General features: G+C 64.5%; 5 protein-coding genes. All 5 read left to right on the top strand.

Going from position 1 to position 12,363, the window contains the following annotated elements; all coding sequences use genetic code 11:
• Nucleotides 1-69 precede the first annotated feature (69 nt).
• The 5 genes from O6X71_RS15395 (at nucleotide 70) to O6X71_RS15375 (ending at nucleotide 12,340) form a co-directional block, all read left to right on the top strand.
• On the top strand, nucleotides 70-2,268 hold the full coding sequence (locus tag O6X71_RS15395; protein WP_353466611.1) for an autotransporter assembly complex protein TamA: 2,199 nt from the start codon (nucleotides 70-72) through the stop codon (nucleotides 2,266-2,268).
• Entirely contained in the window at nucleotides 2,268-6,509 is a 4,242-nt protein-coding gene (locus O6X71_RS15390; protein ID WP_353466610.1) for a translocation/assembly module TamB domain-containing protein, read from the top strand. The genes O6X71_RS15395 and O6X71_RS15390 overlap by 1 nt, the downstream gene beginning before the upstream one ends.
• A gap of 69 nt (nucleotides 6,510-6,578) precedes the next feature.
• Entirely contained in the window at nucleotides 6,579-8,060 is a 1,482-nt protein-coding gene (locus O6X71_RS15385; protein ID WP_353466609.1) for a flavin-containing monooxygenase, read from the top strand.
• A gap of 444 nt (nucleotides 8,061-8,504) precedes the next feature.
• On the top strand, nucleotides 8,505-9,857 hold the full coding sequence (locus tag O6X71_RS15380; protein WP_435368497.1) for an EAL domain-containing protein: 1,353 nt from the start codon (nucleotides 8,505-8,507) through the stop codon (nucleotides 9,855-9,857).
• A 23-nt stretch (nucleotides 9,858-9,880) separates the two neighbouring features.
• Nucleotides 9,881-12,340 carry an ATP-binding response regulator gene (locus O6X71_RS15375; protein WP_353466608.1) on the top strand — a complete coding sequence of 820 codons (2,460 nt, stop codon included), beginning with the start codon at nucleotides 9,881-9,883 and terminating at the stop codon, nucleotides 12,338-12,340.
• Nucleotides 12,341-12,363: the final 23 nt, after the last annotated feature.

Here is a 12,363-nt window from a genome sequence, read left to right as displayed (position 1 = left end):
TCCTATGTGCGTTACGTGGACGAAGATGGGGGTGAATCGAGCACGATCGCTGCCTGTAAAGGGGATCGTGTGACAGCTTCGAACAGCCGGCATTATTGGCTCGCTCTGGCGTTGGTAGCGTCGACAACGGGATTCGCGGGCGTCGGTTCCGCGCAGTTGGTGAAGCCGGGTACCGCCCCTGCCAAGGGTCCCGACGCGCCCAAGCCGAGCGACCAGCCGCGGTCGAACGACCCGCGCTCCGACGCGCCGATCGTGCCAGACGCCGAGTTCGAAAGCGCCCTGCCGCCGTTGAGCGCTGACCTGAATGCGCCGCTGGAAGCGATGGCGCCGCTGCCCGCTCCATCGGCCCAGACACCGGCGACGCCCTCCGCGGCAACGACCCCCGCGACCACGCTCGCTGGCGACGTCCTGCCGCCAACCGGCCCGAGCGATCCACAACTCGCGCAACCGCTGACGCCGCTGTCGAGCTTCGACACGACTCCGCTCCAGACCGCGGCGGATATCAAGGACAAGGACGCGCCGGAGATCCGCTACGAGACCGCGACCAAGGGTCTCGACAAGGCGGGCGACGGGCTCGAAGGCGAATACAAGGCGCTGTCCGCACTCGCCGAGGGCAAGGGCAAGGCCGCGAACGCCACGCAGGTCGCAGCGCGTGCGCGTGAGGACGAGGCGCTGGCGGTGCGGCTGTTGAAGTCGCTCGGCTATTACGATGCGACCGCGATCTCGACGATCGAGACGATCCCCGATGCCGACAAGACCAAGCCCGCGCGGCTGAAGGCGACCGTCAGCGCGCAACCCGGCCGACTGTATTCGCTGTCGTCGATCACCGTGAAGGCGGACGCGACGACGCCGCCCGATCTCGTCCGTACGCAATTACCGCTGAAGGTCGGCGATCCGATCGAGGCCGCACGGATCCAGGGCGCGGAGGCGAATGTCAGCCTGACGCTGCCGCAGCAGGGTTATCCGTTCGTCAAGGTCGGCGAGCGCGACATCCTGCTCGACGACCAGACCCCAACCGGCGCGTACACGCTGCCCGTCGATACCGGTCCGCGCTCGTCCTTCGGGCAGCTTCGCACCGAGGGAGATCCGGTCTTCAACCTGGAGCATCTGAACCTGTTCCCGCGGTTCAAGTCGGGCGAACTCTACGACAACCGGATGACCGACGACCTCCGCGATGCGCTGGTCGCGACGTCGCTGTTCTCGACCGTGTCGGTCGAGCCGGTCCGCACCGGCATGATCAACCCCGACGGCACCGAGCAGGTCGACCTGCTGGTCCGCCAGAGCGAGGGCAAGCCGCGCTCGCTCGGCGGCAATGTCGGGTTCTCGACCGGGCAGGGCTTCCGCGCGGAAGGCACGTGGCAGCACCGCAACCTGTTCCCGTACGAGGGCGCGCTGATCGGATCGGTGATCGCGGGTACGCAGGAGCAGGGCCTGTCGGGAACGTTCCGCCGTGCCAATGCGGGCAAGCGCGACAAGACGTTCAGCCTGACCGCAGGCGCGAACCATTCGAATTACGATGCGTACGACGCGTTCACGACCAGTGTCGGCGTCCGCTGGAGCTATGATTCCACGCCGATCTGGCAGAAGCCGCTGACCTATTATTATGGCGGCGAGCTCGTCGGTACGAACGAAAGCGTCTATGATTTCGGTCGCGGCGAGAACGTCCGCCGCACCTACGGCATCGTCGCGTTGCCGGGCCAGGTGAAGTTCGATCGTTCGGACAGCCTGCTCAACCCGACCAAGGGGTATCGCCTGACGCTCAACCTCAGCCCTGAGACGTCGGTCCAGGGCTCGGTCAAGCCGTACATCCGGACGATGATCGAGGGGACGTTCTACTACCCCGTCTCCAGCAGCATCGTCATCGCCGGGCGCGCCAAGGCGGGCTCGATCCAGGGCGTCTCGCGCGACGATCTTGCACCATCGCGGCGCTACTATGGCGGCGGCGGCGGATCGGTGCGCGGCTATGGCTATCAGCGGCTCGGGCCGTTCGATCCCAACGGCGATCCGGTCGGCGGGCGCTCGCTCAACGAATTCGCGCTCGAGGCCCGCTACCGGTTCGGCGATTTCGGCATCGTGCCGTTCATCGATGCCGGCAACAGCTATGAGAGCAGCACGCCGAACCTGTCGTCCCTGCGCTACGGCGCGGGCATCGGCGGGCGCTTCTATACCAGCTTCGGCCCGATGCGTTTCGATGTCGCGACGCCGCTGAACCCACGTGAGGGCGACGGCAAGATCGCCCTCTATATCTCGATCGGGCAGGCATTCTGATGGCCGAAAACGGCACTCCGCACGTCGAGACGACGCAGGAAACGGTGATCGTCGAGCGGCGCCCGCTGTGGCAGCGCATCCTGAAATGGCTGGCGATCCTGGTCGTCGGTCTGGTCGCGCTCGTGCTGATCGTGCTGTTCGGGATCAACACCGATCCGGGCCGGCGTCTCGTCGCGGACCAGATCGGCGGCTACACCACTGCGTCCGGGCTGAATATCAAGGTCGGTCGGATCGACGGCTCGATCTACGGCGCGATGACGCTCAGCGACGTGCGCGTGTCCGATCCCAAGGGCGTGTTCCTGACCAGCCCGAAGCTCGCCGTCGACTGGCGCCCATTCGCGTTCGCCAAGAACCATGTCGACGTGCGCTCGCTGACCACGCCGCTGGTCACGCTGCAGCGCCGCCCGATACTCAACGCAACGCCGACCGACCCGAACGCGCCGCTGCTCCCCGATCTCGACATCGACGTGAACCGTTTGGTGATCGATCGCTTCCTGATCGCCAAGCCGGTCACCGGCCAGACGCATATCGTCAAGATCGACGGTGCGGTCCACATCGCCGACAAGCGCGCGCAACTGACCACCAACGCGACCGCGCTGACCGGCCCCGGCATCGCCGGTGGCGATCGCCTCGTGCTCAAGCTCGACGCTGTGCCCGAACAGAACAAGCTCGACGTCAACGTCAAGCTGACCGCGCCGGTCGGCGGCGTCGTCTCGACGATGGGGTCGTTCAAGGCACCGTTGACGGCAACCGTCGATGGTCGCGGGAGCTGGGCCTCGTGGCAGGGTCGCGCGGTCGCGACTTTGGGCGGCGGACAGTTGGCCAACCTCGGCCTGACCGCGAAGAACGGTCATATCGAAGTCCGCGGCTCGACGCGGCCCGGCCTGTATCTCGAAGGTCCGGTCGAGCGTCTGACGTCGCCACAACTCGACGTCGCGATCGATACCACGCTCAACGACCGTAAGGCCGACACGCGGATGACGCTGAAGTCGGATGCGCTTGCGGTCGACGCCGGTGGCCTGATCGATCTCGCCAACAGCCGTTTCGGCAATTTTGCCGTCAACGCAAAGCTGCTGACGCCAGGCGCGATCCTGCCGAACCTGCGCGGTCGTGATGTCACGGCACGCGTCGTCCTCGACGGCGCGTTCGCGACGCCGACGGTCGACTACAAGGTCCGCGCCGCGACGATCGCGTTCGGCGACATGGGCGTCGAGAACCTCTATGCCGAGGGTCTCGCACGCGTGAACTCGGACCGCATCCTGGTGCCGGTGAAGGCGCGCGCACGTCGCGTGACCGGTCTGAACGCGGCAGTCGGCGGGCTCGCCACGAACGTCGCGATCGACGGCGACTTCGCGATCTCGGGCGTGAATGTCCTTTCCGACAACCTCAAGATCCGGTCGGACAAGATCGATGCGACCGCGGTGGTCGTCGCGAACCTGTCGACCGGGCGCTACACCGGCGCGCTGAAGGGGCGGATCAACAATTACCGCGTCGACGGGATCGGCATCGTCAACCTGACGACCGACGCCAAGCTGGTGCCGGGACCCAAAGGTGGCTTCGGGATCACCGGTCGCGTCGTCGCGCAGACCTCGCAGATCTTCAACGAAGGCGCGCGCAGCTTCCTCGGCGGCAACGCGATCGTCCGCTCGGACATCGGCTACAGCCCCGAAGGCATCGTCACCTTCCGCAATCTCCGGATGAACGCGCCACAGTTCCGCGTGACCAGCGGCGAAGGCCGGTTCGATCCGGCCACCGGCGCCGTGCTGGTGAACGCCGATGCGTATTCCACCGCCTATGGCCCATTGTCCGCCCGCGTCACGGGCAGCGCGACGGCCCCCGTTGTCGTCCTGCGCGCACCGCGTCCGGGCGTGGGCGTCGGCCTCGTCAATCTCAACGCGCGGATTGTTGGCCGTGGCGGCGCCTATGCCGTCACCGCGAGCGGCGGCACCAATTACGGGCCGTTCACTGCCGACGTGCTGGTCAAGCCGGGCGCGCAACTCGCGGTCGACGTGCGCCGCGTGGTGTTCGCCGGAATCGTCGGAAGCGGCCGGATCGTGCAGACCGCCGCAGGTCCGTTCGCGGGTGCGCTCCAGTTCGCCGGGCAGGGCCTGTCGGGCAATGTCCGCCTCGCCAACCAGGGCGGCTATCAGCGTGCCGACGTCGCGGCGCGTGCCAACGGCGCCAAGATTCCCGGCATGGTCGACTTCACTATCGGCCGCGCGATCGTCAACGCCACCGCGGTGCTGACGCCGACGCCACAGATCGTCGCCGACGCACAGGTCGCGGACATGCGCTACGGCGCGATCGTCCTCTCGGCGGCACGCGCAAAGGTGAACTATGTCGGCGGCAACGGCACCGCGCAGGCGCTGCTGACCGGTTCGAACGGCGTCCCGTTCCGCCTCGCCGTCAATGCAAAGCTCAGCCCCAACAATTACCTCGTCGCCGCACAGGGCCAGGCGAACGGCATTGACTTCCGCACGGTCAACCCGGCGCGCATCCAGGCGGTGAAGGGCGAGTATCGCCTGTCGCCGACCCGGATCGACTTCGGTGGCGCAGGCGGTGGCTCGGCGCGCTTGGCCGGCAGCTACGGCCGCGGCACGAACGCACAGGTCCGACTCGATCGCCTCGACCTGTCAACGTTGTCCGCACTGGTCCCGAACCTCGGGATCGGCGGCAAGGCGACCGGAAGCCTCGACTTCTCGCAGGCGAATTCGGCCGCACTGCCGACCGCCGACGCACGCGTGACCGTCACCAACTTCACGCGCTCGGGTCTCGCCGCCGTCTCCGACCCCGTCGACATCGTATTCGCCGGGACGCTCGGCGGCGAGGGTGCGACCGGTCGTGCGCTGGTGCGTCGCGGGACGTCGGTGATCGGCCGCATGGTCGCGAACCTGCGACCGCTGCCAGCCGGCAACGGTTCGTGGAGCACGCGCCTGATGGCCGCGCCGCTGTCGGGCGGGATCCGCTATAACGGCCCATCCGCGGTGCTGTTCAGCTTTGCCGCGATCCCGAACCAGCAATTGTCGGGGCCGATTGCGGTCGCCGCCGACTTCTCCGGGCGCCTGTCCGCGCCGCAGTTGAACGGCGTCGTCCGGGCCGACAACCTGACCTACGACAACGAGACCTATGGCACGCGTCTGTCGCAGATGCGGATCGCCGGGCGGTTCTCGAACACCGAGTTGCAGCTGACCCAGCTCAATGCGAAGGCCGGCGACGGCACTCTGCAAGCGCAGGGCACGATCGGGTTCGCGGCGGACAGCGGTTTCCCCATCGACATCCGCGCGACGCTGAACAATGCGCAGCTCGCCAAGAGCGACGCGATCAGCGCCACGACTACGGGCACGGTCCACCTCACCAACGGACGCGATGGCGGCCTGATCCAGGGCGATCTCCAGATCCCCGAGGCGCGTTACCAGATCATCCGTCAGGGCCAGGCCGAAGTTCCCGAGCTGACGGGCGTGCGTCGCAAGAGCGACATCCGCACGCCGGTCTCGACCGATCGCTCGGACGTGCCGGCGATCGGCAAGTTCAAGCTCGACCTTCGCGTTCGTGCGCCGAACCAGCTGTTCGTCTCGGGCATGGGCCTCGAATCCGAATGGGAGATGGACATGCACATCGGCGGCACATCCGCCGCCCCGATCGTCACCGGCGGCATGGACGTGGTCCGCGGCACCTACTCGTTCTCGGGGAAGCGGTTCGAGGTGAACAAGGGCCAGATCCGCTTCCGTGGCGGCGCGCTGACCGATCCCGACATCAACATCCAGGCGACTACGACAACCAGCGACATCACCGTCGTCATCAACGTCACCGGGACCGGCCAGAAGCCGCAGATCGCGTTCACCTCGACGCCGGTCCTGCCGCAGGACGAAGTACTCAGCCGCCTGTTGTTCGGATCGAGCCCAGCCAACCTGTCGGCGACCGAGGCGATCCAACTCGCGTCCGCGCTGAACTCGCTGCGCGGGTCGGGTGGCGGTGGCCTGAACCCGCTCGGCAAGCTCCGCTCGGCGACCGGGTTCGACCGGTTGCGCGTGCTCGGTGCCGACTCGGCGACGGGGCGCGGCACCAGCCTGGCTGCTGGCAAGTACATCACGAAGAACATCTATGTGGAGATCGTGACCGACGCGAAGGGCTTCACCTCGACCCAGCTCGAGATCGCATTGACCAAGGCACTCAGCCTGTTGTCGGCCGCGGGATCGAGCGGCGGGCAGAGCGCGAGCGTGAAATATACGAAGGACTATTGAGTAAAGATCACAACAGGATAGGTTCGGTTATGAAACCTACGGCGTAACGCCGGGGCGTGAGGATGCAGCATGACCGAACATGTCGACGTGATCGTGGTGGGCGCCGGCATTTCCGGGATCGGCACCGGCTACCACCTCCAGACGCGTTGCCCCGACCGCAGCTACATGATCCTCGAGGGGCGGCAGTCGATGGGCGGGACGTGGGACCTGTTCCGCTATCCCGGCATCCGCTCCGATTCGGACATGCACACGCTAGGGTTCGTCTTCCACCCCTGGACGGCGGCCAAATCGATCGCCGACGGCCCCTCGATCCGCGCCTATGTCGAGGAAACGGCGCAAGCGTACGGCATCGACCGCAAGATCCGCTATGGCCACCACGTCAAGTCCGCCGCGTGGTCGACCGAGGACGCGCGTTGGACGGTCAAGGCGACCGGACCCGACGGCCCGGTAACGCTGACCTGTAACTTCCTCTCAATGTGCGCGGGCTATTACAATTACGCCAAGGCCTATTCGCCCGAGTTCGAGGGCGCGGACAGCTTTGCCGGGCAGATCGTCCATCCGCAATTCTGGCCCGAGGACCTCGACTATAGCGGCAAGCGAGTCGTCGTGATCGGCAGCGGCGCGACCGCCGTGACACTGGTACCGTCGATGGCGAAGACCGCGGCACACGTGACGATGCTCCAGCGTTCGCCTACCTATATCGTCGCGCGACCGGGCGAGGACGGCGTGGCGAACTGGCTGCGCGGGAAACTGCCGGCAAAGGCTGCGTATGGCATCACGCGTTGGAAGAACGTGTTGATGGGCATGTTCTTCTACCGGATGGCACGGAAGAAGCCCGCCGTCGTGAAGGAGCGCATGATCGGCATGGTTCGCGATCAGCTGGGCCCCGATTACGACGTCGCGACGCATTTCACCCCGCGCTACAACCCGTGGGACCAGCGCGTCTGCCTTGTCCCCGACGGCGACTTGTTCGCCGCGATCAACGCCGGCACAGCCTCGATCGTCACCGACACGATCGCACGGATCACGCCCGAGGGCATCCGGCTCGATTCGGGCAAGGACCTGCCCGCGGACGTGATCGTCACTGCGACGGGCCTCGAACTCCAACTGATGAGCGGGGTCGCGTTCAGCCTCGACGGTAAGCCGATCGAGCTCGCCGGGCGGCTGCAGTACAAGGGGATGATGTTTGACGGTGTGCCGAACCTGTCCTCGACCTTCGGCTACACCAACGCGTCGTGGACGCTGAAGGCAGACCTGACCGCGATCTACATGTGCCGGCTGTTGAACACGATGAAGAAGCGCGGCCTGCGGCAGGCAACGCCGTTCAACGACGATCCGACCATGAAGAGCGAGTCGTTCCTCGATTTCACATCGGGGTACGTGCAGCGCGCCGCTGCGGCTTTACCGACGCAGGGAGAGCGCAAGCCGTGGAAGCTGAACCAGAATTACGCCCTGGACGTGCTCGCGCTCAAGTTCGGCTCGATCGATGATGCGATGCGGTTCTCGAACCCGGTGCAGGCTCGTGCACGGCGGGAGGAAGTTACCGCCTGATGGTATCGTCTTGAGCCTAGACTAACAGTCGGCCCATTTAGGATGAGCGTGAGGTGTTGCCGAAGCGGGTCTACGCATCAGCGATGCGAAAACTATCCAGTAAACTCACCGTGTTGCAGCGCCTGCTCGCACCGACACGCACGGTCCAGGCATCAGCCACTATAAAGTGTCGGCCCGAACACCGAGGGGCGCCCTTATTCGACGCGTCCGCAATGTTCGAGCCGACTGGCATTCACCAGGGGCGAATGCCTTCGCCGTAAACGAGCGCGATAATGAGCTTCAGCATGTTTTGCTCCCTAATTGGCACCGAGAAGGTGCCGGTCCCGGATATCGGTTAATGAAGCGTTAAACAATAACATTTGTAACTTGTTAACCATCTTCTTGGCGTTGAGGCGTGCTAGGTGCTTAAGGGTATATTTATGCGCCCGAGCTATTCGGAGTGGGATGAGCCACATTCCGCACGGTCAGGTCGAAGGCAGCCCGCATTTAGGGGGCATTCGGCTGTTGGACGCCGACCTATCGATAAAGCGCACGCGGGATGCGATTTTCCAGGCCTCACAAGGGTCTTGGCGGTTTCTCGTACTCGCCGAGGTTGCGAATTTTGCGGTGTTGCGCCGTCATCTCGGACGATCGAGGGCGGACACCGTGATAGTCGATGTCGCGGCGAGGATCGCCGATACGCTGCCCGACGCCAGGGTCATGGTCGCGGGACGCGACACCGCGGAAATCGTCTTCGAGAGCGAGGCACGGCTAGCCTTGGACGTTGCGATCGCCGCGCTGGAAATTGCGTTCGAGGACCCGTTCGACATCGACGGTGAGTCGTATGTGATCCATATCCAGTTGGGTGCTGCCGCTGCCTCGGCGCACCGCGACGAGGTCCTGCTCATAGAAGAGGCCGAGCACGCGTTGCGCGAAGCCCGGGCCGAACGAATCACGATCGCGCGGGACGTGACCGGCAACCCGGCGGCAATGGATCGTGCTGAGCTATCGCTGGACCTGACGCGTGCGATCGAAAAGGAGGAACTGTTCCTCCAATACCAACCAAAGGTTCATCTCCGTCGCCAGGAGGTCACGAGCGTCGAGGCGCTGGTCCGCTGGAACCACCCGACACGTGGGCTCGTGCTGCCCAACGACTTCATTCCTCTGGCCGAGGAGTCGCGGGATATCGTCGCACTCACGTTGTGGACGATCCGCCGTTCAATTGCCGATCAGAAGGCGCTGGCTGCCAGTGGTCACGACCTCCGGATTTTCATCAACATCGCGGGGGCATTGCTCGCCGACAAGCGCTTCGTTCGTCGCGCCTGCGAGTTGGTGCAGGCGAGCGGGGCGCAACTCGGGTTTGAGATCACGGAGACGTCAGTCATCCGTGACCCGGAAAGCGCGATCGCGAACCTCAAGATATTCGCGGATATCGGGATCGTCATCGCGATCGACGATTACGGAGCCGGCTTGTCGTCGCTAGCGTATCTTAAGCAGTTGCCGGCACGCGAACTGAAGATCGACAAGCTTTTCGTGACGCAACTCACGAGTTCGAATCGTGATCCGTTGATCGTGCGCTCGACGATCGATCTCGCGCATGCCCTTGAAATGGAGGTCGTTGCCGAGGGAGTGGAGAGTCACGCTGCGATGGCGTTGCTGTCCGTGATGGGCTGCGACATGATCCAGGGGTTTCTCATCAGCAGGCCGATCAATCTCGACGCACTGATCCATTTCCTTGACGACGGAAAATACCAGGCGATGGCGGCGGATATTCGTGCGCCGTTCAACCGGCTGGCGACCGTCTGGAAGCGCGGTTGAAAATGACGGGATACCGGCGGACCGTGGCGGTCGCCGTCATAACATTGTCGATCATCTGTCGAGCTTCGGCCGGGTCTGCACAATCGCCTGATGTTGCCGTTACCGACACCGCCGTCGGCCGCTACGAGGTAACCGTGGCCGATGCCAATGCGACGATGCTGATCGATCCCGCGAAGGCGTTGCCAAAGGCGATCGTCGCGGAACGCTACGGGGCACAGATTGCGAGCGAGAAAGCGCGGGTGATCGCGATCGCCACTGCGCAGTGGCTGCAGGGCGAAGCCAATCTCCGCATCAACGACCCGGACAAGGCGGATCCGCTCGTCCGGCGCGCGCTGGCATCGGTAAAGCGGTTTCAGCCGAGATCGAAGCTGCATGCAGACCTGCTGATATCGATGGGCTGGCTCGACAGCTACCAAGGCCATGTCGGCAACGCGCTGATCGACTATCAAGTCGCGTTCAGCATTTACCGAAAGCTCGGCGACGCCAGGGGGCAATCGCGTGCGCTGGTGTTCATCGCGTTGCTTTATACGCAGGCGAAGGATCCCCAGACCGCGGATCGATATTATCAGCAAGCGCTCGATATCTATCAGGGTGACATCAATATTGCGGTGTCGGTCTACAACAACCGTGCCTTGGTTTTTGCGGAGGATCATCAGTACAAAAAGGCGGCGGATCAATTCAAGCAGGCGCTTGATCTAGCGAAGCGGCTAAACAGCCGAAATCTGCTCGAGCTGATCTACATGAACATCGCGCGCGTTCAGCTGGAGCTCGGCAATCTCACGCTCGCAGACCGGGCGATCGCGAATGGACGGGCGACGGCCGATCCCAGCGACCCAAGCCTCGCCGGGCGGCTGACTGCGACGGCGGCGCAGGCGGCGTTGCAGCATGGCGACCTGCCGCGCGCCAATCGGCTGATCCAAAGCGCATTGATCGGGATAGATCCGAAGACGACGGGCACGTCGTATCGCGATTTCCACGACACGGCGTACAATATCTTCAAGAAAACGGGCGATGCCAAGTCGGCGCTGGTGCATCTCGACGCGCTGAAGCGGCTGGACGACGCCGGCACGAAGCTGGCGACGGATACTAAAACGGCGCTGATGGCGGCGCGATTCGATTTCGCCAATCAGGAACTGAAGATCAGTCAACTCAAGGCGGCCGAACTGCAACGTAGCATCGCGTTCGAGCGGACCCGAGCGCAGACTCAGCGTAATATTTTTCTCGGGGTGGCGGGGGCAGTCGCGGTGGTGATCGCGTTATTGGCGATTGGGCTGGTTACGATCCGCCGGAGTCGGGATCAGGTCCGGGCGGCGAACGACGATCTGGCCATCACCAACAGCGCGTTGGGCAAGGCATTGGCGGCCAAGACCGAGTTCCTCGCAACGACCAGTCACGAGATCCGAACGCCGTTGAACGGTATCCTGGGCATGACGCAGGTGATGCTGGCCGATCTGAAACTACCGTCTGACATGCGCGATCGGCTCGGCGTGGTGCATGGCGCCGGTATCACGATGCGTGCGCTGGTCAACGACATCCTCGACATCGCCAAGATGGAAACCGGCAATCTGACGATCGAGGCCGCGCCCTTCGACGTTTGCGCGACGGTGACCGACGCGGCGAGGATGTGGGAGGAGCAGGCGCGAGCGAAAGGCTTGTCGTTCACCGTCGATGTCGGGGGCTGCCCCGCGATAATCATGGGCGACGCGGCACGAGTCCGACAGATCGTGTTCAATCTTCTGTCGAACGCGCTGAAATTCACCAAGGCGGGTCACGTGACGCTCAGGATAGACGTCGGCGACGACGACCGGCTGCGTGTCGCCGTCACCGATTCCGGGATCGGCATCCCCGCGGACAAGATCGAGGAGATCTTCGAATCGTTCCGTCAGGCCGATGCCGGGACGACCCGACAATTCGGCGGGACGGGACTGGGGCTGTCGATCTGCCGCAACCTAGCGCGTGCCATGGGCGGGGACGTATCCGTCAGCAGCACCGTTGGGCAGGGGGCGACGTTTACGCTAGTCCTGCCATTGGTGCGCGCTGAACCAACGGCGATCGAGGCCGTCGAGACCGATACGCGGCCGAGCACGCTGATCGTCGATCGCAATCCGATCACGCGCAGCATGTTCAAGACTTTGCTCGCACCGCACGGCGGGCCGATCGCGTTTGCGGCATCGGTCGACCAGGCTGTTGCGCGCCTTGCCGATGGTGACGTCGTGCGTGTGCTGATCGACGATGCGACGGTGCGCGGCGATGACATCTTCGGCGGACTGTCGAGGATCGCCGAAGCAGCGTCTGTTGCGGGTGCGGAGACGACGCTGCTCTGGCCGGTTGCCGCAGATGCGGAGCGCGAGGAACTGTTGCGGACGGGGATCACACGGGTTGTGGCTAAGCCGGTCAGCGGTGGCGCATTGATCGCAATGATGTTCGACGGATCGGTATCGACGAGCGGTGCTAATCCCGGCCTTGTATCGCATGCTGCATGAGGCGTAGAGGCCGCCATATGGCC

Source organism: Sphingomonas faeni (assembly GCF_040407505.1).
Classification (GTDB): Bacteria; Pseudomonadota; Alphaproteobacteria; order Sphingomonadales; family Sphingomonadaceae; genus Sphingomonas; species Sphingomonas faeni_E.
The sequence above is the reverse complement of the archived record's forward strand: the minus strand, read 5'-3'. Positions and strand labels throughout refer to the sequence as shown.

What these genes read in the sequence shown, in the direction of transcription:
- O6X71_RS15390 (WP_353466610.1), top strand. Translation starts at nt 2,268, where the DNA reads ATGGCCGAAAACGGCACTCCGCACGTCGAGACGACGCAGGAAACGGTG.
- O6X71_RS15385 (WP_353466609.1), top strand. Translation starts at nt 6,579, where the DNA reads ATGACCGAACATGTCGACGTGATCGTGGTGGGCGCCGGCATTTCCGGG.
- O6X71_RS15380 (WP_435368497.1), top strand. Translation starts at nt 8,505, where the DNA reads ATGAGCCACATTCCGCACGGTCAGGTCGAAGGCAGCCCGCATTTAGGG.